General features: G+C 63.8%; 27 protein-coding genes and 1 tRNA gene. 19 read left to right on the top strand and 9 right to left on the bottom strand.

What is annotated here, in order from left to right:
* The first annotated feature begins 134 nt into the window (after positions 1-134).
* The 4 genes from bamA to rpmE all read left to right on the top strand — a co-directional run bounded on the left by bamA (position 135) and on the right by rpmE (position 4228).
* A complete protein-coding gene (gene bamA, locus ACZ1JC_RS23325) occupies positions 135-2789 on the top strand; it encodes an outer membrane protein assembly factor BamA (protein WP_465137898.1) in 2655 nt (884 codons plus the stop codon).
* A complete protein-coding gene (locus ACZ1JC_RS23320; protein WP_465137899.1) occupies positions 2789-3394 on the top strand; it encodes an OmpH/Skp family outer membrane protein in 606 nt (201 codons plus the stop codon). Before bamA ends, ACZ1JC_RS23320 begins: the two co-directional genes overlap by 1 nt.
* Before the next feature lie 18 nt (positions 3395-3412).
* Positions 3413-3865: a 3-hydroxyacyl-ACP dehydratase FabZ gene (gene fabZ, locus ACZ1JC_RS23315; protein ID WP_395394329.1), complete on the top strand. Its 453-nt coding sequence runs from the start codon at positions 3413-3415 to the stop codon at positions 3863-3865.
* 135 nt (positions 3866-4000) lie between these two features.
* Positions 4001-4228, top strand: coding sequence for a 50S ribosomal protein L31 (gene rpmE / locus ACZ1JC_RS23310; RefSeq protein WP_465137900.1), 228 nt, complete (start codon positions 4001-4003; stop codon positions 4226-4228).
* Positions 4229-4349: 121 nt separating this feature from the next.
* On the opposite strand, the gene ACZ1JC_RS23305 is transcribed toward rpmE, so the two are convergent.
* The gene (locus ACZ1JC_RS23305; protein WP_465137901.1) at positions 4350-4703 is read right to left on the bottom strand and encodes a PilZ domain-containing protein; all 354 of its coding nucleotides are present in this window, start codon (positions 4701-4703) and stop codon (positions 4350-4352) included.
* A gap of 269 nt (positions 4704-4972) precedes the next feature.
* Here ACZ1JC_RS23305 and ACZ1JC_RS23300 point away from each other — a divergent pair, with 269 nt between their 5' ends.
* Positions 4973-5530 carry a superoxide dismutase family protein gene (locus tag ACZ1JC_RS23300; RefSeq protein WP_465137902.1) on the top strand — a complete coding sequence of 186 codons (558 nt, stop codon included), beginning with the start codon at positions 4973-4975 and terminating at the stop codon, positions 5528-5530.
* Positions 5531-5582: 52 nt separating this feature from the next.
* Here ACZ1JC_RS23300 and ACZ1JC_RS23295 read toward each other — a convergent pair whose 3' ends face one another.
* On the bottom strand, positions 5583-6215 hold the full coding sequence (locus tag ACZ1JC_RS23295; RefSeq protein WP_465137903.1) for a prolyl hydroxylase family protein: 633 nt from the start codon (positions 6213-6215) through the stop codon (positions 5583-5585).
* Between the two features lie 198 nt (positions 6216-6413).
* Between ACZ1JC_RS23295 and ACZ1JC_RS23290 the strand changes: the two genes are divergently transcribed.
* The 11 genes from ACZ1JC_RS23290 to ACZ1JC_RS23240 all read left to right on the top strand — a co-directional run bounded on the left by ACZ1JC_RS23290 (position 6414) and on the right by ACZ1JC_RS23240 (position 15984).
* Positions 6414-6490 (top strand) — tRNA-His (locus tag ACZ1JC_RS23290).
* 138 nt (positions 6491-6628) lie between these two features.
* Positions 6629-7357, top strand: coding sequence for a heme ABC transporter permease CcmC (gene ccmC, locus ACZ1JC_RS23285; protein ID WP_465137904.1), 729 nt, complete (start codon positions 6629-6631; stop codon positions 7355-7357).
* 4 nt (positions 7358-7361) lie between these two features.
* Entirely contained in the window at positions 7362-7502 is a 141-nt protein-coding gene (locus tag ACZ1JC_RS23280; protein WP_465137905.1) for a hypothetical protein, read from the top strand.
* Entirely contained in the window at positions 7502-7969 is a 468-nt protein-coding gene (gene ccmE / locus ACZ1JC_RS23275) for a cytochrome c maturation protein CcmE (protein ID WP_465138511.1), read from the top strand. The genes ACZ1JC_RS23280 and ccmE overlap by 1 nt, the downstream gene beginning before the upstream one ends.
* Positions 7966-9942, top strand: coding sequence for a heme lyase CcmF/NrfE family subunit (locus tag ACZ1JC_RS23270; RefSeq protein WP_465137906.1), 1977 nt, complete (start codon positions 7966-7968; stop codon positions 9940-9942). The genes ccmE and ACZ1JC_RS23270 overlap by 4 nt, the downstream gene beginning before the upstream one ends.
* Positions 9939-10505 carry a DsbE family thiol:disulfide interchange protein gene (locus ACZ1JC_RS23265; protein ID WP_465137907.1) on the top strand — a complete coding sequence of 189 codons (567 nt, stop codon included), beginning with the start codon at positions 9939-9941 and terminating at the stop codon, positions 10503-10505. Before ACZ1JC_RS23270 ends, ACZ1JC_RS23265 begins: the two co-directional genes overlap by 4 nt.
* Positions 10502-10924 carry a cytochrome c-type biogenesis protein gene (locus ACZ1JC_RS23260; protein ID WP_465137908.1) on the top strand — a complete coding sequence of 141 codons (423 nt, stop codon included), beginning with the start codon at positions 10502-10504 and terminating at the stop codon, positions 10922-10924. The genes ACZ1JC_RS23265 and ACZ1JC_RS23260 overlap by 4 nt, the downstream gene beginning before the upstream one ends.
* The gene (locus ACZ1JC_RS23255; RefSeq protein WP_465137909.1) at positions 10921-11610 is read left to right on the top strand and encodes a tetratricopeptide repeat protein; all 690 of its coding nucleotides are present in this window, start codon (positions 10921-10923) and stop codon (positions 11608-11610) included. The genes ACZ1JC_RS23260 and ACZ1JC_RS23255 overlap by 4 nt, the downstream gene beginning before the upstream one ends.
* Before the next feature lie 165 nt (positions 11611-11775).
* Positions 11776-13731: a potassium transporter Kup gene (locus ACZ1JC_RS23250; protein WP_465137910.1), complete on the top strand. Its 1956-nt coding sequence runs from the start codon at positions 11776-11778 to the stop codon at positions 13729-13731.
* Between the two features lie 247 nt (positions 13732-13978).
* The gene (locus tag ACZ1JC_RS23245; RefSeq protein ID WP_465137911.1) at positions 13979-14953 is read left to right on the top strand and encodes a TonB family protein; all 975 of its coding nucleotides are present in this window, start codon (positions 13979-13981) and stop codon (positions 14951-14953) included.
* Between the two features lie 107 nt (positions 14954-15060).
* On the top strand, positions 15061-15984 hold the full coding sequence (locus ACZ1JC_RS23240; protein ID WP_465137912.1) for an HAD family hydrolase: 924 nt from the start codon (positions 15061-15063) through the stop codon (positions 15982-15984).
* Between the two features lie 13 nt (positions 15985-15997).
* On the opposite strand, the gene ACZ1JC_RS23235 is transcribed toward ACZ1JC_RS23240, so the two are convergent.
* The 6 genes from ACZ1JC_RS23235 to ACZ1JC_RS23210 all read right to left on the bottom strand — a co-directional run bounded on the left by ACZ1JC_RS23235 (position 15998) and on the right by ACZ1JC_RS23210 (position 22398).
* Positions 15998-16651, bottom strand: coding sequence for an inner membrane-spanning protein YciB (locus ACZ1JC_RS23235; protein ID WP_465137913.1), 654 nt, complete (start codon positions 16649-16651; stop codon positions 15998-16000).
* Positions 16651-17592, bottom strand: coding sequence for a signal recognition particle-docking protein FtsY (gene ftsY, locus ACZ1JC_RS23230; RefSeq protein ID WP_465137914.1), 942 nt, complete (start codon positions 17590-17592; stop codon positions 16651-16653). Before ftsY ends, ACZ1JC_RS23235 begins: the two co-directional genes overlap by 1 nt.
* Positions 17589-18767 (bottom strand): MiaB/RimO family radical SAM methylthiotransferase, encoded by a 1179-nt coding sequence (locus ACZ1JC_RS23225; protein ID WP_465137915.1) that lies wholly within the window; start codon positions 18765-18767, stop codon positions 17589-17591. Before ACZ1JC_RS23225 ends, ftsY begins: the two co-directional genes overlap by 4 nt.
* Positions 18764-19594, bottom strand: a complete 831-nt coding sequence (gene dapF / locus ACZ1JC_RS23220) for a diaminopimelate epimerase (protein WP_465137916.1) — start codon at positions 19592-19594, stop codon at positions 18764-18766. The genes ACZ1JC_RS23225 and dapF overlap by 4 nt, the downstream gene beginning before the upstream one ends.
* 42 nt (positions 19595-19636) lie before the next feature.
* The gene (locus ACZ1JC_RS23215) at positions 19637-21313 is read right to left on the bottom strand and encodes a putative bifunctional diguanylate cyclase/phosphodiesterase (RefSeq protein WP_465137917.1); all 1677 of its coding nucleotides are present in this window, start codon (positions 21311-21313) and stop codon (positions 19637-19639) included.
* A 149-nt stretch (positions 21314-21462) separates the two neighbouring features.
* Complete coding sequence (locus ACZ1JC_RS23210; RefSeq protein ID WP_465137918.1) at positions 21463-22398, bottom strand: isopenicillin N synthase family dioxygenase; 936 nt, start codon at positions 22396-22398, stop codon at positions 21463-21465.
* Positions 22399-22558: 160 nt separating this feature from the next.
* On the opposite strand from ACZ1JC_RS23210, the gene ACZ1JC_RS23205 reads away from it, so the two are divergent.
* The 3 genes from ACZ1JC_RS23205 (at position 22559) to ACZ1JC_RS23195 (ending at position 23717) form a co-directional block, all read left to right on the top strand.
* The gene (locus ACZ1JC_RS23205; protein ID WP_465137919.1) at positions 22559-22972 is read left to right on the top strand and encodes an EVE domain-containing protein; all 414 of its coding nucleotides are present in this window, start codon (positions 22559-22561) and stop codon (positions 22970-22972) included.
* 122 nt (positions 22973-23094) lie between these two features.
* Positions 23095-23277: a CsbD family protein gene (locus ACZ1JC_RS23200; RefSeq protein WP_465137920.1), complete on the top strand. Its 183-nt coding sequence runs from the start codon at positions 23095-23097 to the stop codon at positions 23275-23277.
* A 215-nt stretch (positions 23278-23492) separates the two neighbouring features.
* On the top strand, positions 23493-23717 hold the full coding sequence (locus ACZ1JC_RS23195; RefSeq protein WP_465137921.1) for a hypothetical protein: 225 nt from the start codon (positions 23493-23495) through the stop codon (positions 23715-23717).
* Positions 23718-23759: 42 nt separating this feature from the next.
* Here the strand turns inward: ACZ1JC_RS23195 and ACZ1JC_RS23190 are convergent, their stop codons facing one another.
* A complete protein-coding gene (locus tag ACZ1JC_RS23190; protein ID WP_465137922.1) occupies positions 23760-25073 on the bottom strand; it encodes an MFS transporter in 1314 nt (437 codons plus the stop codon).
* Between the last annotated feature and the right edge of the window lie 23 nt (positions 25074-25096).

The following is a 25096-nucleotide window of genomic DNA, read 5'->3' as shown; positions in this document are numbered from 1 at the left end:
TGACTGCTTGATCGGACGCCGTCCATCGGGCAGACGGGCGCGATTGCCTGCCGGGGAGGCAGGTGCCTGGCGGATCACTCTGTAGAGCCTCGCGTAAGCGCATACGGGAACTTGCTTGAATGATGGGATGGGAAATGGGTCGCAGCTTTGACGCTCGCCGCGCGCCGCAGCTTGCTGCCATGCTGCTGGGAACCACGATCCTTGCAGGCGTGCCCACGGTCGCTTTCGCGCAGAAGGCGGCCAGCGCGCCAAAGGCTGTCAGCGCGCCCAAGGCGGCCGCTGCTCCGGCAACGCCGGTGGCCGCTCCGGCAGTGGCCGAAGTGGGGGAGACGATCCAGACGATCCAGGTGGTCGGCGCGGAACGTCTGGAGCCGCAGACGGTGCTTTCGTACATCCAGCTGCGCGTCGGCCAGTCCTACACCAAGGCTGCCGCGGACGCCGCGCTGAAGGATCTTTACGCGACTGAGCTTTTTGCCGACGCGCAGATCGCCAACGACAACGGCGTCGTCACCATCACGGTGAAGGAAAACCCGGTCGTCAACCGCATCATCCTTGAAGGCAACAAGCGCATCAAGGACGACAAGATCCTGCCGGAGATCAAGGTCGCCCCGCGTCAGATCTTCACGCGATCGAAGATCCGCGCCGACGTTGCCCGCATCATCGAGCTCTACAAGCGTCAGGGCCGCTACGCCGCGACGGTCGAGCCGAAGATGGTCATGCTGGACCAGAACCGCGTCGACATCGTCTTCGAGATTACCGAGGGCGACAAGTCCAAGGTCCGCCAGATCAACATTCTGGGCAACGAACAGTTCTCCGATGGCGAACTGCGCGCGCAGATGGTGACCAAGCAGGCGCGTTTCAGCCGCCTCTTCAGCTCGAACACCACTTACGATCCCGATCGCATGGCGTTCGACCAGCAGAAGATGCGCCAGTTCTACCTGACGCAAGGCTATGCCGACTTCCGCGTGGTTTCGGCCGTGGCCGAACTGACGCCGGACAAGAAGGACTTCATCATCACGTATGTGGTGGAGGAAGGTAAGCGCTACAAGTTCGGCGACGTGAAGGTCGAAAGCCAGCTGCGCGATTTTGACGGCGACAAGCTGGCGAAGAACCTGACGATCCACAAGGGTGACTGGTATAACGCCAAGGCGGTCGAAGACACCATCGACGGCCTGAACGACACTGCCGGCGCGTTCGGCTACGCCTTCGCCGACGTGCGTCCGCAGTACGATCGCGACAAGGACAACCTCACCATGGGGCTGACCTTCGTGATCCAGGAAGCGCCGCGCGTCTATGTCGAGCGGATCGACATCAACGGCAACACGCTGACGCAGGACAAGGTGGTCCGCCGTGAATTCCGTATTGCCGAAGGCGATGCGTTCAACTCGCTGCAGGTCAAGCGCTCCACCAACCGCATCAAGTCGCTCGGCTACTTCCAGGAGAAGTTCGAGGTCGAGCAGAAGCCGGGCAGTGCGGACGACCGCATCATCCTGGAAGCCAACGTGGAAGAAAAGCCCACCGGGCAGCTGCAGCTTTCGGCCGGTTTTTCCAGCCTTGAACGCTTCATCTTCCAGGCCTCGATCCAGCAGCGCAACTTCCGCGGTCGCGGCCAGACGGTGGGCATCTCGGGCAGCTATTCGTCCTATTCGAAGTCGGTAGAGGCGAACTTCGTCGAGCCGTACCTGTTCGACAAGAACGTCTCGCTGGGCGTGGACATCTATCGCCGCGACTACAACAACTTCAACTACGTCAATTCCGATCGCAATACGAACTACGAGCAGACGACGACCGGTTTCCAGGTTCGCGCCGGCGTACCGCTGACCGAATATCTGACCGCGATCGGTCGCTACACGCTCAACTATGATGACGTGTCGCTCGATAAGTCGCAGTTCTACACCTACAACTCCGATGGCACGTATACTTGCGATCCGATCAAGGCGAGCCGCTACTTGTGCGATGCCATCGGCAAGCGCCTGAGTTCGATCCTCGGCGGATCGCTGATTTTCGATACTCTGGACAATCGCGTTCGCCCAACGCGCGGTCAGACCGCCGCCATCAACTTCGACATCGCCGGTCTGGGTGGCGACGTGAAGTATGCGCGCCTGCGCGCCAACGCTGCGAAGTACTGGCCGCTGGGCAAGGGCTTCATCTTCTCGCTTTCGGGCGAAGGCGGGATCATCAAGGGTTGGGGTGGCGACGATGTCCGCCTGACCGATCGCTTCTTCCTGGGCGAGCCGCAGATTCGCGGCTTCGGTATCCGCGGCGTTGGCCCGCGCGTTATCCGTCGTTATCTGGCGGACAACGACGGTGACGGCGTTTACACCGATCAGACCAGCAAGACCGATGACGCGCTGGGCGGCAACTATTACTACATGAGCCGCGCCGAACTGGAGATTCCGCTGGGTTCGGGTGCCCGTGAAATGGGCCTGCGTCCCTCCATCTTCGTCGACGCCGGTGCCGTGTGGGGTGTCAAGAAGCCCGATCTCTACGACTGTAAGGCGGGCTGTATCCCGACTTATACGCAGACCGCGGCCGATGGTACGACCACGATCGTCACGGATCCGACAAATACGCTTACCGGTCAGGCGAACGTTGCAACGGGCGACTACCTGTACCACTTCTCCGAAACCTTCGTGGGCGACTCCTGGCACCCGCGCGTCGCTGTCGGTTTCGGCGTAAACTGGAACTCGCCCTTCGGGCCGTTCCGCATCGATATTTCGAAGGTCCTCCTCAAGGAGGACGGCGATGATACCAAGACCTTCACTTTCAACGTGGGAACGCAATTCTGATGACCAAGATTCTCAAGTCCGCCGCACTGGCCTCGGGCCTGGCTCTTGCCGCTCTTGCCACGCCGGCTTTCGCGCAGGCCGTTCCGGCATCGAAGGTCGCCGTTGTCGACCTCGACCGTATCGCCAAGGAATGCAACGCCTGCAAGACTGCCAACCAGCAGCTGCAGGGCCAGATCCAGGCTTTCGAAGCCCGCCGCAACCAGCTTTCGACCCAGCTTCAGCCTGAAGCGCAGGGCCTGGAAACCGCTGTGAAGGCACTGAACGGCAAGCAGCCCGACGCCGCGCTGCAGGGCCGCATCCAGGCCTACCAGCAGAAGGAACAGCAGGCCGGCCAGGAACTGCAGGGCCAGCAGGTGCAGATCCAGCGCAACCAGGCCTATGTCGGCCAGCAGATCCAGCAGCAGCTGCAGGGCCTGTACAAGCCGGCGATGACCAAGCGCGGCGCCAACGTGCTTGTCGAAGTCGGCCAGACCCTGGCCTATGACCCGGCGCTCGACATCACCACCGACGTGCTGACCGCGCTCAACGGCGCGCTGACCACGATCAACACCACTGCTCCGGCCGCGCAGCAGGCGCCGCAGCAGCCGGCTCCTTCGGGCCGCTAAGGGCAGGACGGGCAGGCGATGAGCGAGTCGACTGAATTCGTGTACGACACCGCGAAGATCCTGGCGGCGCTGCCGCATCGCTACCCGATGCTGCTGGTCGACCGTGTAGTCTCGTTCGATGAGAACGAGATCCACGCGGTCAAGGCCGTGAGCTTCAACGAGGACTTCTTCCAGGGTCACTTCCCCGGTCGTCCGATCATGCCCGGCGTGCTTCAGATCGAAGCGCTGGCGCAGGCGGCGGGTATTCTGGCCATCGAATCGCTCGGGCTCGCCGGCAGCGGCAAGCTCGTCTATTTTATGGCGATCGAGGAAGCGAAGTTCCGCAATCCGGTGACGCCGGGCAACTTGCTCGACCTGCGCGCAGGCTTCGTTCAGAAGCGTTCACGCGTGTGCAAGTTCTGGGGCAAGGCCTCGATCGGCGACAAGGTGACTTGCGAAGTCAACTTCACCGCGATGATCGCCGACGCCTGACGGGGCTACCCGACTGGGCTGGGGGAGGGCTCAGGCTCTCCTCTTGACCCTTGCTTTTTCGGGGTCTCCCGTGTAAGGGCGCCGCTTTCCCAAGCAGGCCGGTCGGAACCGGCCATATGCGAAGAGAGATACGACATGAAGGCCGATACGCATCCCGACTACCACATGATCACCGTCCAGATGACCGACGGCACCACCTTCCAGACCCGCTCGACCTGGGGCAAGGAAGGCGACACGCTGGTTCTGGACATCGATCCGACCTCGCACCCGGCCTGGACCGGCGGCAAGGCCCAGCTTCAGGACGGCGGCCGCGTGGCCCAGTTCAACAAGCGTTTCGGCGGCCTCTCGCTCAAGAAGAACTGAGCGCGAAGCAAGCTTCACGAACACGAAGAAGGCGGCCCTTGCGGGCCGCCTTTTTTGTTTGTCCGAATGGGAAGGGCGATGTCGGCCGGAGCAGTGCCGGCCTTTCATCAGCGCTGAGGGCTTAGCCGGCGATGTCCATCAGGGCGTGCCATTCGCGGGCATCGGCCGGAACGGCGTGCAGAAACTCCATCCCCGCCAGATCGCCGCGCACCCAGCGAACCACAGCCTTCAGTGCGGGGCCACCCGCCATGCCGATGCTGACGAATGCGCCTTGTCGCAGCCAATCGGCACTGCTCGAAACGCAGCAGCCATGCAGAGAAACGTCGGCCAGGGCGGCTTCGGCGCTCTCGCCGCGCGACGATTCGATCCTGGCCCTATTGCGTACGGCGTGACGGTGTTCACGGCGTCTTTCGTCCGCGGCGATTTCCTGACGCATCTGGGCGCTCGAGTAGAGTCTGGCGAGCGGGGCATTCATGCAGTTTCGTCCTTGATGACCGTTCTTCTGGGGCGACCGGTTTTCCGATACGGCATTGTGGCACGCGATCGTTAACTTCGGATCACTGCGGAGTTCCGCTCGATATCGGTGTGCGCTGTCGAGGCTGATTTTGTCTGTTGCGAACGGCTCGCAGGCAATTGCCTTTCACGTCCCGGGGGTTAGTCTGCGCGGCAACGGCAGAGGGGCGCGGGCCGTGGTTGGCGTCCGGCCGGGAGAAGGGCCCTTGCGGGCCGCAACGGAGAATTGCCATGCACCGATCCCCCAATCGATCATTCCGCCTTCCTGTCGCGCTGAGTCTTGCCGTGCTCGCCGCCGGCCCGGCAATGGCCGCCGATGCGCCAGCTGCCAGCTCGCCAATTCAGGCGCAGGTCGTCGGCCTCGACGGGAAAGCGCTGGGCACTGTGACGGTTCAGCAGACCCCTGCCGGCGTTCTGGTGACCACCGATCTGAAGGGCCTGCCCGCAGGCGATCACGGGTTCCATTTCCATGAGAAGGGACTGTGCGATTCGGCTGCCAAGTTCACGACGGCCGGCGGCCACTTCACGGCAGGCGATCCGGTGCACGGGCTGATGTCGATGGGCGGCCCGCATGGCGGTGACATGCCCAACCAGCATGTCGGCCCCGACGGGGTGCTCAAGACTCAGGTGCTGAACACCGGCGTGACCATTACGCCGGGTGCGAAGTCGATCGTCGATGCCGATGGCACGGCGCTGGTGATCCATGCCGATCCCGATGACTACACCAGCCAGCCGGCCGGCAATGCCGGTGGCCGAATTGCATGCGCGGTGCTCAGCGCGCCGAAGTGATCCTGATTCGGGGGGAGGGCATGGCTCTCCCCCACGTTCTTAACCCTGGGGCCTAACCCCAAGGCCGTTCGCGGTACCACTGCGTGATCACGTACTTGCGGCCCTTGCGCACTTTCATCGCATGGTGGAGCGTCGCGGCGTTGAGGCTGCCGTCCGCCCGGCGGTTGTTCCAGGCGACCAGCTTGCCGCGTTCCGGCTGGATCAGTTTGTCGATCACCTTGAAGCGCGTGGCGCCGCCAGCTTCCACATCGTTGAGATAGACCATGAAGGTCCAGGTGCGCTGGCCGGCCACCGCGCAGTATTTCTCAAAATCGGAATTGTTCGGCTCGAAGTAGTCGGTGTGCGCCTTGAACTCCTGGCCGACTTCGTAGCGTTGCCCCTGCAGCGGTTCGGCATGGGGAACGGCGATGCCGGACAGTTCGGCCATCTTCCCGGCCAGCGCGGCCACCGCTGGTGCCTGCGAATCGAGGTCGCAGGTTGAACTGGTGCGAAACACATCGTCCCCATTGTAGTTTGCGATCGTAGAGGGGCGATGCTGCGCCTCGATCATGGCGACCAGTTCGTCGCACTCTGCGGCGGTGAGGAATTCGCGCTTCACGAACAGGTCGAGCCGCGATGACGGGAACCGCTGGATGCCGGGAACGGCCAGCAGGATGTCGGGAGATGATTCGCCGGGAGCCTTCATGGGGCGGACCCTAGCGGCGGCAATGGCTCCGGAAAATTGCAGGACTTGCGCGGTGCTCGGATTTTTTCCCGCCCTTCATGCATTTTTGCTTTGCAAGGAGGCGCAGCTTGTGCAAATGGCGCGCCTCCGCACCGGTTGCCGCACAGCGCTCCGGTCGGTATCTTCGAAGTGCAGCCGAAAAGCTGGCTTCCCAGTGTGGCGATTGTAGCTCAGTTGGTTAGAGCGCCGGTTTGTGGTACCGGAGGTCGTGGGTTCGAACCCCATCAATCGCCCCATTTCTTCCAGATCGAAATTCCTCCCGGCGGTCCACCAAGCGATGGCCGGTCGAGTGAATGATCCGGTGGGTGATAAGCCCCGGTCCAAGATCAAGTCCCCTTGTTCCTTTTGACGCGCTCTATAGAAGCGCCACTGTCATGCATGGCTTTGCAAATCCTGCCCGCTTCCTGCGCATCGCCCGCTGGCTGATGCCGCTCTGCATGGGTGCCGGCGCGGTGATCGCGGCGGTCGCGCTGGGCTGGGGGCTGTTCTTCGGGCCTGCCGAGCGGCTGCAGGGCGAAACCGTGCGCATCGTCTATCTTCACGTTCCCGCCGCCTGGCTGGGCATGGCGGGCTGGATGGCGATCGCCGGGGCAAGCTTCACCGAACTGGTCTGGCGCCATCCGCTTGCGGGCATCGCCGCACGCGCGGCCGCGGTGCCCGGCGCGGTGTTCACCGCCGTATGCCTGATCACCGGTTCGCTCTGGGGCCGGCCGGCCTGGGGCACATGGTGGGTGTGGGACGGGCGGCTGACATCGATGCTGGTGCTGCTGTTCCTCTATTTCGGCTGGATGGCGCTTTCGCAGGCGAGCGAGGCGGCGGACGGCGGGCAGAACAAGGCGCCTGCGATCTTCGGCCTGGTGGGGGCGGTGAACATTCCGATCATCCACTATTCGGTGATCTGGTGGCAGAGCCAGCATCAGGCGCCCTCGATCACGATGGGCAAATCGGCCATGGCGGGGGCCTTCCTCTATCCACTGCTGTTCTCGATGCTGGGCTTCACGCTGCTGTTTGCCGGCGTGGTGCTGGCCCGCATGCGTGCGATCCTGGCCAACCAGCAGGCCGAGGCACGGCTGCGGCGCAAGGCGCTCTCGGAAGGATACTGATTTCATGCGCGAGGCGATGGACCCCTGGACCTTCGTGGTCGCCGCCTATGTCGTGGGGGTGGGGGCGGCGCTGGCGATGGTCGGCTGGTCGCTGCTCACGATGAAGCGCGCCGAAAAGCGCCGGGACGAGGCGAGGAAGCGCTGATCGTGGCGGAGGGAACGCGAATCAAGGCCAAGCATCAGCGGCTCGTGCTGCTGGTCATCGCGCTGGTGGTGCTGCTGGCGGCCGCGCTGCTAGCCGCATGGGCGCTGCGCAATCAGGCGAGCTATTTCTACGTACCGAGCGAGATCATGGCGAATCCGCCGGAGGCCGATCGGGGGGTGCGCCTTGGCGGCATGGTGGAACGCGGATCGCTGCGTACCGAGGCGGACGGCGTGACCATCGCCTTCGTCGTCGGCGACGGCAAGGCGCGCGTGCCGGTCACCTTCAAGGGCATCGTCCCTTCGCTTTTCGTGGAAGGATCGGGCGTGGTTGCCGAAGGGCACATGGGCGTAGACGGCACGTTCGTGGCCGACAATCTGCTGGCCAAGCATGATGAGAATTACGTCCCGCGCGAGATGCAGGACATGAGCAAGGAACAGGCCCAGCAAGTGATGCGCGAAACGAAATGATCGCGGAACTGGGACTTGCCGCGCTGTGGCTCGCCGCCGCACTGGCCGGATTGCAACTGGTGGCGGGCGCGCTGGCGCTGACATCGCGCGGCGCCTCGCTGGCCGGGATCGTGCGGCCGGTGGCGGCGGTGCAGGGGCTGCTGGCGCTCATGGCGTTTCTAGCGCTGATCTACCTTTTCGCCGTCACCGATCTTTCGGTGAAGCTGGTGGCGATGAATTCGCATTCGCTGAAGCCGCTGATTTTCCGCGTTGCCGGGACTTGGGGCAATCACGAAGGCTCCATGCTGCTGTGGGTCACGGTGATGGGGCTGGCGGGCGGGCTTGTCGCGCTGGTGGAGCGCCGCCTGCCGGAACCGACCATGCTGGCGACGCTGGCGGGGCAGGCTTTCGTCAGCCTTGGCTTCTATGCCTTCCTGCTGATCGCCTCCAACCCGTTCGAGCGGCTTTCGCCCGTTCCGCAGGAGGGTAACGGCCTTAACCCGCTGTTGCAGGACCTTGGCCTCGCCTTCCATCCACCTACACTCTACCTCGGCTACGTTGGCCTGTCGGTAGCCTTCAGCTTTGCCATTGGCGCGCTGGTGACGCGTGAGGTCGGCCCTGCTTTCGCCAAGGCCATGCGGCCCTGGGTGCTGGGCGCGTGGATTTTCCTCACTCTGGGCATCACCGCCGGTTCCTACTGGGCCTATTACGAGCTGGGCTGGGGCGGTTGGTGGTTCTGGGATCCGGTCGAGAATGCCTCGCTGATGCCATGGCTGGCGGCGACGGCGCTGCTCCATTCGGTCAGCGTGCTGGCATCGCGCGATGCCTTGCGGACATGGACGGTGATGCTGGGCGTGGTGGCTTTCTCCATGTCGATGATAGGCACGTTCCTCGTCCGCTCGGGCATTCTCACCAGCGTCCATGCCTTCGCGGTGGATCCGGAGCGCGGGACGTTCATTCTGGCGCTGCTGGCGATCAACATCGGCGGCGCGCTCACCCTGTTCGGCCTGCGCGCGGCGACCGTCAGCGAAGGGGAGCGCTTTGCCGTCACCAGCCGTGAAGGCGCGCTGGTGTTCAACAACGTCATGCTCTCCGCCATTCTGGGCATCGTGCTGTTCGGCACGCTCTATCCGCTCTTGGCGGAGGCGATGGGGGCGAAAGTCTCGGTAGGCCCGCCCTACTTCAATCCGATGAGCGCGCTGTTCGCCGTGCCGATGCTGATGGTGCTGGCAGTCGGCCCGCTGCTGCGCTGGCGGCGTGACAGCTTTGGCCGCGTGGGCAAGGCGCTGGTGATTCCGGCGATGCTGGCGGTGGTGGGCGTAGTCGCGATGGTGATGCTGGGCGGCGCATCGCTGTTGTCGACGATTGGTTTCGCGCTGGGACTGGGCTTGATCTGGGCGAGTGTGCTTCCGCTGAAGGGCCGCAATCTCCGCCGCACGCCGCTGCCGATCTGGGGCATGGTGATCGCGCACTGCGGCATTGCCGTATCGCTGCTGGGCATGAGCAGTGAGAGCGCCTTTTCGGTCGAGAAGCTGGTGGCGATCCGCCCGGGCGAGGCGACTGTAGTAGGCCCATGGCAGATCAAGCTGGACGCCGTGGTTCCTGTCGCCGGCCCGAACTGGACTGCATTGGAAGCTCGGCTGCTGGTGCGTTATGGCGATGACGGCCGCGTCATCCAGCTTTCCCCGCAATCGCGCAGCTTCTGGGCGCCGCCGCAGCAGACCAGCGAATCGGCGCTGCTCACGCGCTGGAACGGCCAGCTCTACACGGTGCTGGGCGGGGAGGCGGACGCCAATAACGGGGGCGGCCGCTGGCAATTGCGTCTGTGGTGGAAGCCTTTCGTCACGCTGATCTGGCTGGGCGGGCTGATGATCGCGCTGGGCGGGCTGCTGGCATTGATCGGCCGCGTCGCCGCAGACCTGCGCCGCATCATCGCCAAGGACAAGATCGAATACCGCCGCGAACGGCAGGGCAGATCAGGAAGGTACTCGTGAGCGCCGATTCGTCTCCTGAGGCACGCGCCAAAGCGCCGCGCTGGGCCATCTGGCTGCCGCTGGTGCTGTTCGTTGCCTTCGTGGTGCTGGTGACGGTGCAGCTTCGCAATCCGGCCGACACCAATGTGGCGAGTACGCTGATCGGCAAGCCGATGCCGGCGTTCAATCTGCCGCCCGCTTTGCCGGGGCGCCCCGGTCTGGACAGCAAGGCCTTTGCCGATGGCAAGCCGCACCTGGTGAACATCTTCGCCTCGTGGTGCGTGCCTTGCGGGGTGGAGGCGCCCCAGCTTGGCGCGCTGGCCAAGGCAGGTGTCCCCATCGAGGGCATTTCGGTGCGCGACAAGACGGAGGATCTTCAGACCTTCCTGAAGATCAACGGCGATCCCTACCGCCGCATCGGCGCTGATGACGATGGCAAGGTGCAGCTGGCGCTCGGATCCTCGGGTGTGCCGGAGACCTACGTGATCGATGGCAAGGGCGTGATTCGCTACCAGCACATTGGTGACATTCGGGCGGATCAGGTGCCGATGATCCTCGAAAAGCTGGCGGAGGCGGCCCAGTGAGGGGCGTTTTTGCCGCGCTTGTGGCCTTGCTGGGTCTGTGGGCGATAGCGCCTGCGTTCGCGCAGGAGGAACAGTCCACCGCGCCCTACGCCTATCGCCAACTGGAAGATCCGGCCAAGGAGCAGAAGGCGGAGGCGTTGATGGAGACGCTGCGCTGCCTGCAATGTCAGGGGCAGTCGATCGCCGATTCGGACGCGCCGATTGCCGGTTCGATGCGTAGCCTCGTGCGCGAACGGATCGCCGCGGGTGAAGAGCCCGAGGCGATTCGTGGCTGGCTGGTCGAACGCTATGGCGATTATGTCAGCTACGCTCCGCGCGTGACGACGCTGACCTGGCCGTTGTTCGCGGTGCCGCTGGCGCTGCTGACGCTGGCCTTTCTGCTGCTGCGCAAGCGTTTCCGGCGGGGAGGGCAGGCATGACCTGGGTTTTCGTGATCCTGCTGGCGCTGATCGCCTTCGCGGTGGTGGTCTTCGTGTTCAAGGTGCCGAAGGGCGGGCGCGAGGCGGTCGCGGCGGCGCTGGCGCTGGGCGTCGCCGGTTATGCCGCGCAAGGCACGCCCGCACAGCCGGGCGCGCCCAAGGATGCCGAACAGGGCCGTTCGGGCGAGATGGGCGAATTCTTCGCGCAAGCGCGCGCCACGTTCAGCGAAAGCGGCATTCCGCCGAGCGACCGCTGGGTGGTGATCGCCGACGGCCTTGCCCGGCACGGCGAATATGCCGATGCCGCCGAAGTGCTGCGCGGAACGGTGGAGAACGAGCCGGCCGAACCCTCGAACGATCCGGATATCCGGGCCTATCGCTCGGACGCGTGGCTTTCGCTGGGCAATGCATTGGTGGCCCATGCCGAAGGGCAGCTGACCCCGGCGGCGGCCTATGCCTATCGCCGCGCCGAACGTTCCGATCCGACGGCGGCCGGCCCGCCGTTCTTCATGGGGCTGGCGCTGGCACAGTCCGGGCGCCTTTCCGAAGGCCGGGAAATCTGGGCCAAGCTGCTGGCGCGTGCACCCAAGGATGCCCGCTGGCGGCCGGTGCTGGAACAGCAGATCGGCCGGCTCGACGCCTTTATCGCCACCCAGGGCGGATCGCCCGCCGAGTCCGCCCGATGAAGCGAAATGCATCGGGGCGGTGACGCGATCAGATTTGGGGACAGCGCTGTCAACACGGTGATCCACCCACTAAGTATCGTTGCCTGCCCCAAGCCATGCTGCTAACGGCGGGCGCTTGTCGCGGCATGAAAACATGGTCCGACAAGGCCATTACGGGGCGCTGGAATGAGTGATGCAAGTTCGGATACCGCTGAGGTCCCGACAGTGATCGATCCGGCCACAGGCCGGAAAACGCCTGTCGGGGGGCATGGGTCCGGTAATATCACGAAGCTGGCGCTGGGCGCCGTCGGTGTCGTTTTCGGCGATATCGGCACCAGCCCGCTTTACGCTTTTCGCGAAACCTTCGTCGGCCCGCACCCGCTGGCGATCGACGAGTTGCACGTCCTGGGCGTGGTCAGCCTGATCTTCTGGTCGATGACGCTGGTCGTCTCGGTCCAGTACGTCGGCATCCTGATGCGTGCGGACAACAAGGGGCAGGGCGGCAGCCTTGCACTGGTGGCGCTGATTTCGGGCGCGATCCGCAAGTCGCGCTATGGCCCGCTGGTCGTGCTGCTGGGCGTCTTCGCCACGTCGTTGTTCTACGGCGATTCGATGATCACGCCGGCCGTTTCGGTGCTTTCGGCCGTTGAGGGTCTGACCGTCGTCGAATCGCGCCTGTCTCCGCTGGTCCTGCCGATCGCGCTGGTGCTGCTGGTGGCGCTGTTCATGATCCAGAAGAGCGGCACGGCCAAAGTGGGCGCGGTGTTCGCGCCGGTGATGGTGACCTATTTCACCGTGCTGGCAGTGCTGGGCATCTATCACCTTGTGCAGATGCCGCACGTGCTGGTGGCGCTGAACCCGTGGTACGCGGTCCAGTTCTTCATGACTGACAAGATGCTGGGCTTCCTGGCGCTGGGCTCTGTCGTGCTGGCGGTAACCGGGGCCGAGGCGCTCTATTCGGACATGGGCCACTTCGGGCGCGGCCCGCTGCGGCTTTCGTGGTTCGGCTTCGTCATGCCGTGCCTGCTGATCAACTATTTCGGCCAGGCGGCGATGATCCTCGGCCTGGACGATGCCGCGGCGGCAGAGGCGATGGAGAACCCGTTCTTCCACCTCGCCCCTGAAAGCCTGCGCCTGCCGCTGGTGATCCTGGCGACTTGCGCCACGTTCATCGCCAGCCAGGCGGTGATTTCCGGCGCATTCTCGATCACCCATCAGGCGATGCAGTTGGGCTTCATCCCCCGCCTTTCGACCCGCCACACCAGCGAGCACGAAGTCGGTCAGATCTACATCCCCTTCGTCAACTGGGCGCTGATGACCGGCGTGATCGTGCTGGTGCTGGTGTTCCAGAACTCGTCCAACCTCGCCTCGGCCTACGGCATCGCGGTAACGGGGGCGATGCTGATCGACACCTGTTTGATGACGGTGTTGCTGTTCGTCCTGTGGAAGTGGAAGCCGTGGCAGGCGATTCCGGTGATCGTCACCTTCTTCGTGGTGGACGGCGCCTACTTCGCGGCCAACGCCACCAAGATCAAGGACGGTGGCTGGTTCCCGCTGATGATCGGCGGCATCGCCTTCACTTTGCTGACGACGTGGAACAAAGGCCGCCGCCTCATGCGCGAACGCATGACCGAGGCTGCGCTGCCGCTCAACGTCTTCGCCAAGAGCGCGCACGGTTCGGCTGCGCGCGTGCCCGGCACGGCGATCTTCATGGCCTCCACCAATGCCGGCGTGCCTTCGGCGCTGCTGCACAACATCAAGCACAACAAGGTGCTGCATGAACGCGTGGTGGTGCTGACGGTCGAAGTGCAGGACGTGCCCTATGTGGAGCCGGCAGAGCGCTATTCGATGACCGATCTGGGGCAGGGCTTCTACCGCATGACGCTGCGCTATGGCTTCATGGAAGAGACCGATGTTCCCGCCGCTTTGGCCCATTACGAAGTCTGCGGTGGCCCGTTCGAGATGATGAAGACCAGCTTCTTCCTCTCTCGCCAGACGCTGGTTCCCTCGGCCAAGCCGGGCATGGCGATCTGGCGCGAAAAGCTGTTCGCGTGGATGATGCGCAACGCCGCCAGCGCCATGGAATTCTTCCGCCTGCCGACCAACCGCGTGGTGGAACTGGGCAGCCAGCTGGAAATCTGAAGGGAACGGGCAAAGCCGTCTCATTCGACTTTGTCCTGTCTTTCCGACCTGTTAGCTTCGCGCCAACACGGCAGGAGTGGCTGGCATGGCGGTTAGAGGTTGGTTGCCATCGGTATTGATGCTCGGCCTTTCGGCGGCGGCGTCGATGGCTCAAGCGACACCGCCGGCGCCCGTCGTCGATTCGGCACCCGGGACTCGGCGCCTTTTGACAACGTGGATGCCGGGCCCGGTCAGGTGCGATGGGGGCGTGACCGTCGCGGGCGATCCCGTTCGCAGGCCGCTAAACACCCTGACCTGGGGCGCGCGGGTCGATCCTCCCGCCGCATCCGGTTCGGTGACGCTGCAATTCGATATAGATCCGACCGGGCGTGCGATTTCGATCCGCGACAAGGGCGCGTTCGGGGATTTCGGTCCAGCCCTTGCGGCCAGCAAATTCCCGGCGGCGGCGCAGCGAGGATGTTCGATTACCTACACCGGGACGGCCCATGCGGTGGATGAAGCGGCCGTTGCCGACCTTGTTTCCTATTCGATTTCTCCGATTTCCGGTCCTCTGCCGACCGAAGGCTGGGCGCGCATTCGGTTGGACGGGAATTGCGCAGAAGCGCCCCGGCCGCAGCCGCTGCTGCGGGCCTATCCTGACTTTCGGCATATGGCGGGAACCCCTGGAGTGAGGGATTGGGTCAGCATCGCTTACGATAACGATGCGAACGGCAAGCCGATTCACGTCCGTCCGTATCAGAGCAACGGCAATGCCGCGCTGGAGCGTGCCGCGTTAAAGGCGGTAAGCGATTCGCGCTTCTCGGGCGGGCAACGGACGGGGTGTTCCTTTCCCTACTGGCGGGCGCCGCTGAACCTTCCGGCGCCGATGATCCCGGACAAGGCCGCTCTGGGTGCCGATGGCGCCGCCTGCCCGGAAGATCGCAAATGGGCGACGCCGCCCCTCAGGCGGTATCCCGATGCCTATAGCCGCCGAAGGATCGAGGGCTGGGCGGTCGTTCGTTACGATGTCGCACCCTGGGGTGAGATCGGCAACGTTGCCGTGGTTGCCGCGCAGCCTTCGGAGCAGTTCGGCATTCAGGCCGTGCAAAACCTGCGAACGGCGAAATTCGCGCCTTCTGCGCAAGGGGCCAGCGGCTGTGTCGAACGGATGAAGTTCGTCATGCCCGCCGATGGCGGAGCGGACGATGCATTGGCCCGTTCCGCCGGCGATCTGGCCGAATAGCCCGGCTGACTACAGGAAAATTCCTGAGATATCGCTGATGGGCCTGATGCCGGTGATGTGCCGGTATGGCTAATGTCCCGGTCAGGACCACCTGAAGGGAGTAGCGCATGACAGATCCGCTGCCGAGTTGGCGCGAAGGCGCGGCCAAACAGGCCATCGTTTCCTTCGTGGAAGCGATAACCCAGGAGGGCGGCGGTGATTTCCTGCCGCCTGCGGAGCGTATCGCGACCTTCGACAATGACGGGACGCTGTGGTGCGAACAACCGCTTCAAGTTCAGTTCTTTTTCGCCAACACGCTGCTGCAGCGGCTTGAAGAAAAGGATCCCGGCCTTCGCACGCGGCAGCCGTTCAAGGCTTTCTTCGATCATGACCGGCAGGAAATTATGGCGCTGGGCAAGCGCGGCATTCTTGAGGCTGGCGCGAGTGCCCATGCCGGCATGACGGAGGACGAATTCGCGGCATTCGCCAAGGAATGGTTGGCAACGACCCGCCATCCCAAGTTGGGGCGCCTGTTCACCGAATTGGTTTATCAGCCGCAACTCGAATTGCTGGATTACCTCCGTGCCAGCGAATTCCGTATCTTCATCGTTTCCGGGGGCGGGCTCGACTTGATGCGCGGATTTTCAGAGGAGGTTTACGGCATCCCGCGCTCGCAAGTGATAGGCTCGTCCGTGAAGACAAGGCTGGAACAGCGAGACGGGGTATCGGAACTCGTCAAGATCGCGGAATTGCAGAGTTTCGACGACAGAGAAGTGAAGCCGCAGAATATCGCGCTGCATATCGGTCGCCGGCCGGTGCTGGCCTTCGGCAATTCGGACGGGGATCTGGCCATGCTCAGCTATACGCGCAGTGGCACCGGCAGGCGATTGGCGCTGCTGCTTCATCATGATGATGCCGAACGCGAATTTGCGTACGACCGGGAATTTCATCTCAGCCCCTTGGGAGAGGCGCTGGACAGGGCTGACGAACTGGGTTTTCAACTCGTCAGCATGAAGCAGGATTGGGGCCGGGTCTTTTCCGATCCCGCTTGAAAAACTCCGCCGCTCAATCGTGTGGCGGGTTCTCGATCACTTCTTCCTTCCAAGCCTCGCCCATGCCGTGCTTCAGCACCATAGGCAGCTGCGAGAAAGTGAAGACGAAGGACAGCACGGTGAAGCCCCAGAGCTTGGCCTGAAGCCATGCATCGAAGCTGACGGTGAAGACCAGCAGCGTGTTCAGCACGGCCAGAAACAGGAAGAACCACGCCCAATTGCGGGAAAGCTTCAGCCAGCCTTCGTCGCTAAGTCCTTCGAACGCGGACTGCAGCAGGTATTTCAGCATGGGCTTGCCGCGCCAGAGGCCGACGAACAGCACGCCCGCGAACATCAGATAGACGGCGGTGGGCTTGATCTGGATCCAGAAGGCATCGTGGAAGATCACGGTGAGCGCGCCGAAGCCCACAATCAGCACCGTGGTCAGCCAGAGCATCGGCGAGATATGGCCCAGCCGCCACTTGGACAGGCCCAGCGCGATGACGGTCGCCACCATGAAGGCAATGGTGCCCTGGATGACGGCAGCGACGGTCGCCATCGGATTGCTTTCGCCCGCCGGTGAGAAGTGCTTGTAAGCCAGGAAGAAGACCAGCAGCGGGCCGAAATCGACGACGAGGTTGATCCAGCTCGATTTCGGCTTCTGGGGGGCGGTCGCTTCGGTGTTCATCAGGCGATCCCTGCAATCACGCGGGCCAGCAGGTCCGGGTTGAAGGGGCGCAAGTCGTCGATCTTCTCGCCCACGCCGATGGCATGGATGGGCAGGCCGTACTGCTCTGCCGCCGCGACAAGGACGCCGCCGCGCGCGGTGCCGTCCAGCTTGGTCATGATCAGGCCCGAAACGCCCGCCACTTCCTTGAATATCTCGATCTGCGAGAGCGCGTTCTGGCCATTGGTGGCGTCCAGAACCAGGACGACATCATGTGGCGCCTCCGGATTGAGGCGGCCGAGCACGCGGCGGATCTTGGAGAGTTCGTCCATCAGTTCGCGCTTGTTCTGCAGGCGGCCGGCGGTGTCGACGATCAGCGCGTCGATGCCCTGTTCGGTGGCGGCCTTGACCGCATCGAACACGATCGAGGCCGGATCGCCGCCCTCCGGGCCCTTCACCAGCGGAATGCCCAGACGGTCGGCCCAGACGCCCAGCTGGCCTATCGCGGCCGCGCGGAAGGTGTCGCCGGCGGCGAGCATGACCGAATAGTCCTGCTCCTGGAACAGGTGCGCCAGCTTGGCGATGGTCGTCGTCTTGCCCGATCCGTTGACGCCAATCACAAGGATCACTTGCGGGCGCGGGAAGGCCACGACATCCAGCGGCTTGGCCACCGGGCGCAGGATTTCCGCAATCTCGCGGGCGACCACTTCCATGATCGCGCGCTCATCGGCGTCGCGTTCGAAGCGTTCACTGGCAAGGCGCGCACGGATGCGGGCGGCGGCGCGGGGGCCGAGGTCCGACATGATCAGCGCATCCTCGATATCGTCGAGCTGCGCTTCTTCAAGCGTGGTCTTGCCGACGATGCCGGAAAGGTTCTCGCTCAGGCGTTCGGTGGTCTTGCGAAAGCCGCCGAACAGGCGGTCGGACCAGTCGCGCTCAGCCTGCTGGCTGTCGGTACTCATGCTTCCAGTATTCCTTCGACTACCCTTGCGGGCGTGACGCGGACCAGCGTGCCGGCCGGAACAGACTCGGGCACGCGGACTTTCGCGTAGTTCTGCGCATGGCCGGTGCCGCCTCTTTCGGCAAGCACCGATAGCGGCTGGCCGATCAGGCCGGTCAGCCAGCGCGCGCGGGTTTCGGCAATCGCATCGCGCAATTCGGCGGCGCGCCGGCGGATCGTGGTGCCGTCCACCGCCGGCATCCGCGCGGCGGGGGTGCCGGGGCGCGGCGAATAGGGGAAGACGTGGCCGTGCACCACATCCAGCTCGCGCACGATGGAGAGATTGGCGGCGTGGGCTTCCTCGCTCTCGGTCGGGAAGCCGGCGATGAGGTCTGCGCCCACGGCGATTTCTGGGCGGCGGGCCTTGAGGTCGCTGACCAGCCGCACCGCATCGGCGCGGCTGTGGCGGCGCTTCATGCGCTTCAGGATCAGGTCGTCGCCATGTTGGAGCGAAAGGTGGACGTGCGGCATCAGGCGCGCTTCATCGGCCAGCAGTTCGAACAGCCTGTCGTCCACTTCCGCACCGTCTATCGAGGACAGCCGCACGCGGGGCAGGGCGGGGAAGCGGGCGAGGATCGCTTCGCACAACGCACCGAGGCGCGGAGAGCCATCGAGGTCGCCGCCCCATGAGGTGAGGTCGACGCCGGTGAGCACGATTTCCTGCACGCCCTTGTCCGCATGAACGGCAACGTCGGTCAGTACCTCTGCAATGGAGCAGGAGCGGCTGGGCCCGCGACCTTGCGGGATCACGCAGAAAGTGCAGGCGTGGTCGCAACCGTTTTGCACTTGCACGAAGCCGCGCGTATAGGCGCGGTTTTCGCGGACGATCGGTGCGGCAGGCACGTTCCAGGCGCGCTTGTCCAGCTTGACGGTGTTGGGGACCAGGCCGTCCACTTCGGGCATGGCCGCCAGCATCTCGCGCTCGACTTCCGCCGCGCAGCCGGTGACGATCAGGCGGGCGTCCGGGCGCTCCTTGCGGGCGCGGCGGATCGCCTGCCGGGTCTGGCGAACGGCCTCTGCCGTAACCGCGCAGGAATTGACGACAACGAGATCTTCTGCGCCGCCAAGCAGGCCGCGCAGGGTTTCGCTTTCGGAGATATTGAGGCGGCAGCCGAGCGAGTGGACTTCGACGGTCAAGCGGGGACCTTGTCTCGAATTCCGTAGTCGGCAGTCTCGAACGAACCGCGGAAGGATTCGGTCGCCGGCCCGGTCATCACGATCACGTCGTCCGCGCGCCATTCGATGGACAGCGGGCCGCCGGGCAGGGTGACGGTGACCTTGCGGTCGACAAGGCCGCGCTTCATCGCGCCGATGGCCGTGGCGCAGGCGCCGGTGCCGCAGGCGCGGGTAAGGCCGGCGCCGCGCTCCCACACGCGCAGGGTGATTGCGTCGCGCGCGGTGACGGCGGCGACGTTCACGTTCACCCGCTCGGGGAAGATCGGATCGTTCTCGATCAGCGGGCCGAGGCGGGCCATGTCGATGCGGTAGGGATCGTCGACGAAGAAGATCGCGTGCGGATTGCCAACATTGACGGCGATGGGGTTGACCAGCTCTTCCCACGCGACCGGCATGGCGTGCGTGTCCATCGCGTAGCCCAGCGGGATTTCCTGCCAGCCGAAACGCGGCTTGCCCATTTCCACGGAAATGCCGGCATCGGTGGGCGTGGTGGAGACAATACCGCCCAGCGTCTCGATCGTGGCGGGGCGGCCATAGAGCAGCCCCACGGCGCGCGTGGCATTGCCGCAGGCTTCCACCTGACTGCCATCGGCATTGAAAATCAGCATCTGGAAATCGCCCAGATCGGACGGGGTCAGCACGATCAGCTGATCGCAGCCGATGCCGGTGTGGCGGTCCGCCAGCGCGGCGGCGAAGGTCGCGTCGATCGGCGGCAGCGCGCCGGTGCGCCCGTCGAGCACGACGAAATCGTTGCCGAGCCCATGCATCTTGGTGAAGTCGATCCGCATGGGCGCGATGTATGCGTTCGGCGCCCTCAGGTCCAGTCTGCGTTATCCGTGGCTGGCCTTGGCCGCGCCATTGGCGTGTTGGGTGATCGCGAGCACTTCCTCGGCCACTTCGCCGCTGGCGACGATGCCGATCTTGCCCAGCCATTCGGTCAGTTCGCTGGCCGGGCGGGGGCGGCCGTAGAGATAGCCCTGGCCCTTGATCTTGTCGTACTTCAGCAGCTGTTCCAGCACGTCGCCCGTCTCGATGCCTTCGGCCGTGATCGGCAGGTCCATGCCCTTGCCCAACATGGCGATGGCGTGGACGATGGCCGCGCTATCCTTGTTTTCGGCAATGCTGGAAACGAATGAGCGGTCGATCTTGATCCGGTCGAACGGCAGGCTGCGCAGCTGCGCCAGCGAGCTGTAGCCGGTGCCGAAATCGTCCAGACTGATCGTGATGCCCTGATTCTTCAGGCTGGTGATCAGCGATCGGACTTGCGCCATGTTCTGGTGCAGGCAGGATTCGGTAATCTCGATTTCCAGCCGGTGCGGCGGGAAATTGGCTTCCAGCAGGATCTTCAGCAGCTTTTGCGCAAACCACGGATCGCGCAGCTGCACCGGCGAGATGTTGACGGCCAGCGTCAGCTTCGGATCCCATGCCTTGGCGTCTTCAAGGGCCTGCGCGATCACGCTTTCCGAAAGTTCGGCGATCACGCCGATTTCTTCGGCAATCGGGATGAAGATATCGGGAGAAACGATGCCGAACTGGGGCGAATCCCAGCGGGCCAACATTTCGAAGCCCGTCAGTTCGGCGGTCTGAAGGTCGATCTGTTGCTCGTAGAAGGGTACGAACTCACCGCGGGCGATGCCCTTGCGGATGCCGTATTCCAGCTCGTTGCGGAAGCGCATCTCGTCCGCCATCGGCGCTTCGAACCAGAAGTAGCTGTTCCGGCCCTGACGCTTGGAATGGTACATGGCGATGTCCGCCATCTCCAGCAGCGCGCGGGCATCGGGCGGGGTGCCGTTCTTGGCGTGGCTGTCGCTGCGGGCAAGCCCGATCGAGGCGGTGACTTCGATGCTGATGGTGTTGATCGTCGCGCTCTGGGCGATGGCTTCCACCAGCGATGCGGCGATGCCGTCGATTCGGTCCGGCCGGTTGCGGTCGAATTCCACGGCCACGGCGAACTCGTCCCCGCCGATACGGCTGACCAGGGCCTGGGCGGGCAGACAGGCGGTGATGCGCTTGGCGCATTCCTGCAGCAGCCGGTCCCCCGTGTTGTGGCCGTTGAAATCGTTGACCTGCTTGAAATTGTCGAGGTCGATCATGATCAGCGTCACCGCGCGGTCGCCGGAGGCGGCAGCGTCATGCACCATCATGTTCACCGCATCGTTGAAGCTGCGGCGGTTGAGGAATCCGGTCAGCGGATCGGTTTCCGCCAGGCGGCGGGCCTGACGTTCGGCCTGCTTGCGCAGCTGGATTTCCTCGCAAAGCTGGCGATAGCGGCTCCACCCGAAGATGATGATGGCGACGTTCAGCAGGAAGGCGTTGAGGATGAAATTGTCCGGACCGGGCCCGTGGCCCAGCAGCGACTTCACGACATCCGGGCCGACTTCGCTGCCGGTGGCGATGAAGAGCAGGATCGCGGCCGTGACGATGCCCAGCGCGATGATGTCGATCTGGCGGTCGCCATCGAAATCATCGCCGGCGTTTTCCGGCTGTGCGACCAATGCAATCTTCACGGGATATGTCCCCCCAGAACGGCTACCCATCTGGCGGCAGATAGCGGGAGGGGCTGAAATTTTGGTTAAGTTTTTCAACCCGGCGCGATCAGACTAAAGTCGTAGGGACTTTCGCGCCGGGCTGAATATTTCAAGAAAGGTAAGTAAAATCAGGCCTTAAGGCCGATTTCGCGCAGACGTTCCTGAAGATAGTCGTCCGCCGTGATGCTGACGGGATAGCGGTCCGGATTTTCATCCGTGATGCACTGTTCCAGCGTCTTGAACGGGAAATCGCTACGCAGGTGCAGGAAGAACGGCATCGAATAGCGGCTGTGCGCGGCGCGATCGCCTTCCGGATTGCGGACGCGGTGGGTGGTGGACGGCAGCACGTGGTTGGTCAGGCGCTGCAGCATGTCGCCGATATTGATCACCACGGCTCCTTCGGGCGGGGCGACCGTAAGCCATTCACCGTTCTTGCCCAGCAGTTCAAGGCCGGCCTCCTGCGCGCCCAGCAGCAGGGTGATGAGGTTGATGTCCTCATGCGCGCCCGCACGGATCGCACCGCCGGCACCTTCGCCAACCGGCGGGTAATGCAGCAGGCGCATGACCGAATTGCCGTCGTCGATCGCAGGATCGAACCAGCGCGGGTCTATTCCAAGGTACACGGCGATGGCCGAAAGGATTTCGGCGCCGGCCTTGTCGAACTGGGCGTAGAGTTCGGTGAAGGTTTCCTGGAAGCCCTCGATCTCGGTAGGCCAGACGTTGGGCGGCATCGAACCGGCCAGTGGCGAACCGGCGGGCAGGTCGCGGCCGACGTGCCAGAATTCCTTCAGGTCCTTTTCCTTCGCACCCTTGGCGACTTCGGTGCGGAACGGCGTGTAGCCACGCGCGCCGCCCTGGCCGGCAATGAAGTACTGGCGCTTCACATCGTCCGGCAGCGCAAAGAACTGTTCGGTCAGCGCCCAGGCGCGGTCGATCAGGTCCTGATCGATGCCGTGGTCGCGCACCATGGCGAAACCGAAAGTGCGAAAGCTCTCGCCAATGCGCTGCGCAAATTCGGCGCGATCGGATTCAAGGCTGAGGACGGGAATCTGGGCAAGGTTCATCGTGATCTTCCAAACAGGGATCGGCAAACATGGGGCCATGGCCCAAGGGAAACTGACAGCGATCGGCAGGTGCCGAATCACCGATATTGTCTCCGCCGATTGAATCGCTATGCGCCCCCATAGAAGTTTCCGTCCCAAATCGAAATTCGAAAGGCTCGACATGGCTAAGCGCTATTGGCTGATGAAATCCGAACCGGATGCCTACAGTTGGGATGACCTCGTGGCGGAGGGGGAGGGCACCTGGGACGGCGTGCGCAACCACCGCGCGGCCAACAACCTGCGTGCGATGCAGGTGGGGGACGAGGTGTTCTTCTACCATTCGAACATCGGCAAGGAGATCGTCGGCATCGCCACGGTCAGCCAGACGGGCCTCACCGACCCCAGCGATCCCGAAGGCAAGTGGGCGGCGGTGAAAGTGAAGCCGGTGCGCAAGCTGAAGCGTCCGGTCACGCTGGCGCAGGTCAAGGCCGATCCGAAGCTGGCCGACATGGAACTGGTCAAGTTCTCGCGCCTGTCGGTCGCCGTGATCACGCCCGAGGAGTGGGATTACATCCTTTCGCTGGCCGGGGGCTGATCTCCTCGTATCGCCGCGGCGGCACGCTTCGGCGCAGCCGCGGCAACTGAAAGCAGGCCTCTCCGGTTCTTCGGATGCGAATGCAGCGGCAGTTCAGCCGCGCACGACCAAGGAGAATGGACATGGGTCAGCTCAAGGACACCGCAAAGGGCCTCGGCAACGAAATTGCCGGCAATGCCAAGCAGGCTGCGGGCAAGATTCGCAATGATCCGGTGCAGCAGGCCGAAGGCAAGGCGCAGGAAAAGAAGGGCGAGCTTCAGCAGGGAATCGGCAAGGTCAAGGGCGCCCTGGGCGACCGGATCTGATCGTTACCCCAAAGCGATCCCTCTAAAGAGAGGTGAGACATTCGCTCAGCGCTGGCGATGTCTCGTGAAGGGCCGTCCATTGGGCGGCCCTTTTCGCTGGGTTTTCCAGCGTTGTTAAAGGTTTGAAAGGTTGCGGCTCTGCCTGTCCGTCCCGTTTTGGGATGTGCCAATTCGGGCGCTGGAATGAAAGTAAACAAAATCTTAATCTCGCATCCATGATGCACAAACGTCGAGCGCTCGTCCTCACCAGCGAGGCCGCCGGACATCCGTTCCGGCGCTCGCTTCCACCCCATGCTTTCGCCGCGCCGTTCCCGGCCGACGTCGAAGCCGCCGAGAATGCCGAGGCGCGCCGAACGTGGCGCATGACCGGCAGCGACTGGCGCGGCTTCCTTTCGGCCTACTGCGCGTCGCTGGCGGCAATTGCGGTGTTCATCACCTGATTTAGAGGGGCTCCACCTCGCCAAGAGGGGGAGAGCAGGCCCTTATGCCGAGCGCGCGGCCCGTTCCGCGCGGAACAGCAGATAGCCGAGCCACGCCGAGGCGCCGCAAGCCAGCGCCACCACCATCATCTGCCGCACGACGGGCAGGCCCAGGTATGTCATCGCGCCGGTGAATGCCGCGCCAACCACCATCGCCCCTGAATTGACGATGTTGTTCGCCGCGATCGTGCGCGCCGTCTGCGACTTGTCGACGAAAGTGGTGAGGAAGGCGTAGAGCGGCACCACGAACATGCCCCCGCAAACCGCGATGCCCAGCAGGGTGCCCAGCAGCGGGATCGCCAGCGGCTGGACCACGAAAGTGGCCACATTCATCAGCTTTTCGGGTCCGTGGTGACGCGGCCAGATCGAACAGACTTCCTGGAAGGCGATCAGGAAGCCACCCATCCCGATCACCGACAGGGGCGACCATCGCGCCGAAACCGTGCCCTTCAGCAGGGCATTGATCGCCATGGAGCCGATCGCCACGCCCACCGAGAAGATCACCAGGAACAGGCTGGCCACTTCCTTGCTGGCCATCAGGATATTCTTGGTCAGCGGCGGGAACTGGATGAACAGCACGGTGCCGATCGCCCAGAAGAAGCTGATCGAGCAGACGGCGAGGAACACGCGCCGATCACTCATCGTCGTGCGAACGAGGTGGATCGAGGCGCGCAGAACATGGAAATCGAGCGGTTCGGGCGTGCACATCGGCGGCGCGGGCGGAACCTTACGGCCGGCGAGATAGCCGATGCAGGCCACGATCACGACCAGCACCGCGGCATGGTCCACGCTGATCCAGCCCGCCACGATCGTGCCGGCCAGCACTGCGATATAGGTGCCGGCCTCTACCAGGCCGGTGCCGGAAAGCACTTCGCCTTCACGCAAGTGCTGCGGCAGGATCGCGTACTTGATGGGGCCAAAGAACGTCGAATGGATGCCCATTGCGAACAGCGCTACCAGCATCAGCGGAATCGCCAGTGTATGCAGCGCGATTTGCTGCCAGGCGAGCGCAAGCCCCGCGCCGCCCACCAGCATGATCAGGATTTCGCAGAACTTGATGACGCGGATGATCTTTGCCTTGTCGCGCATGTCGGCAAGTTGCCCGGCCAGCGCGGAAAGCAGGAAGAAGGGGATCACGAAGATGCCGGATGCCAGCGCACTGAAACGGGCTTCCGCGGCTTCGGAGTTGTAGACCCCGTAGACGACGAAAAGCACCATCGCGTTCTTGAACAGGTTGTCGTTGAACGCGCCTAACAGCTGAGTCACGAACAGCGGCAGGAAGCGCTTCGCGCGGATGAGTTGGGACGTCGTTGTCATGTCGTAGGAAAAATCGGCGGCCT

The sequence above is a fragment of the Sphingomonas sp. BL-S-28 genome (assembly GCF_055521515.1).
This window is presented reverse-complemented; position numbering and strand designations above follow the sequence as displayed.

Coding starts and splice junctions, on each gene's coding strand:
- ACZ1JC_RS23305 (WP_465137901.1), bottom strand. CDS start 4,703: ATGAATGCCCCGCTCGCCAGACTCTACTCGAGCGCCCAGATGCGTCAG.
- ACZ1JC_RS23235 (WP_465137913.1), bottom strand. CDS start 16,651: ATGAACACCGAAGCGACCGCCCCCCAGAAGCCGAAATCGAGCTGGATC.
- ACZ1JC_RS23200 (WP_465137920.1), top strand. CDS start 23,095: ATGGGTCAGCTCAAGGACACCGCAAAGGGCCTCGGCAACGAAATTGCC.
- fabZ (WP_395394329.1), top strand. CDS start 3,413: ATGAGCGAGTCGACTGAATTCGTGTACGACACCGCGAAGATCCTGGCG.
- ACZ1JC_RS23280 (WP_465137905.1), top strand. CDS start 7,362: ATGCGCGAGGCGATGGACCCCTGGACCTTCGTGGTCGCCGCCTATGTC.
- ACZ1JC_RS23250 (WP_465137910.1), top strand. CDS start 11,776: ATGAGTGATGCAAGTTCGGATACCGCTGAGGTCCCGACAGTGATCGAT.
- ftsY (WP_465137914.1), bottom strand. CDS start 17,592: ATGAGTACCGACAGCCAGCAGGCTGAGCGCGACTGGTCCGACCGCCTG.
- ACZ1JC_RS23295 (WP_465137903.1), bottom strand. CDS start 6,215: ATGAAGGCTCCCGGCGAATCATCTCCCGACATCCTGCTGGCCGTTCCC.
- ccmC (WP_465137904.1), top strand. CDS start 6,629: ATGCATGGCTTTGCAAATCCTGCCCGCTTCCTGCGCATCGCCCGCTGG.
- ACZ1JC_RS23210 (WP_465137918.1), bottom strand. CDS start 22,398: ATGAACCTTGCCCAGATTCCCGTCCTCAGCCTTGAATCCGATCGCGCC.
- ACZ1JC_RS23205 (WP_465137919.1), top strand. CDS start 22,559: ATGGCTAAGCGCTATTGGCTGATGAAATCCGAACCGGATGCCTACAGT.
- rpmE (WP_465137900.1), top strand. CDS start 4,001: ATGAAGGCCGATACGCATCCCGACTACCACATGATCACCGTCCAGATG.
- bamA (WP_465137898.1), top strand. CDS start 135: ATGGGTCGCAGCTTTGACGCTCGCCGCGCGCCGCAGCTTGCTGCCATG.
- ACZ1JC_RS23270 (WP_465137906.1), top strand. CDS start 7,966: ATGATCGCGGAACTGGGACTTGCCGCGCTGTGGCTCGCCGCCGCACTG.
- ACZ1JC_RS23195 (WP_465137921.1), top strand. CDS start 23,493: ATGATGCACAAACGTCGAGCGCTCGTCCTCACCAGCGAGGCCGCCGGA.
- dapF (WP_465137916.1), bottom strand. CDS start 19,594: ATGCGGATCGACTTCACCAAGATGCATGGGCTCGGCAACGATTTCGTC.
- ACZ1JC_RS23320 (WP_465137899.1), top strand. CDS start 2,789: ATGACCAAGATTCTCAAGTCCGCCGCACTGGCCTCGGGCCTGGCTCTT.
- ACZ1JC_RS23300 (WP_465137902.1), top strand. CDS start 4,973: ATGCACCGATCCCCCAATCGATCATTCCGCCTTCCTGTCGCGCTGAGT.
- ACZ1JC_RS23255 (WP_465137909.1), top strand. CDS start 10,921: ATGACCTGGGTTTTCGTGATCCTGCTGGCGCTGATCGCCTTCGCGGTG.
- ACZ1JC_RS23190 (WP_465137922.1), bottom strand. CDS start 25,073: ATGACAACGACGTCCCAACTCATCCGCGCGAAGCGCTTCCTGCCGCTG.
- ACZ1JC_RS23240 (WP_465137912.1), top strand. CDS start 15,061: ATGACAGATCCGCTGCCGAGTTGGCGCGAAGGCGCGGCCAAACAGGCC.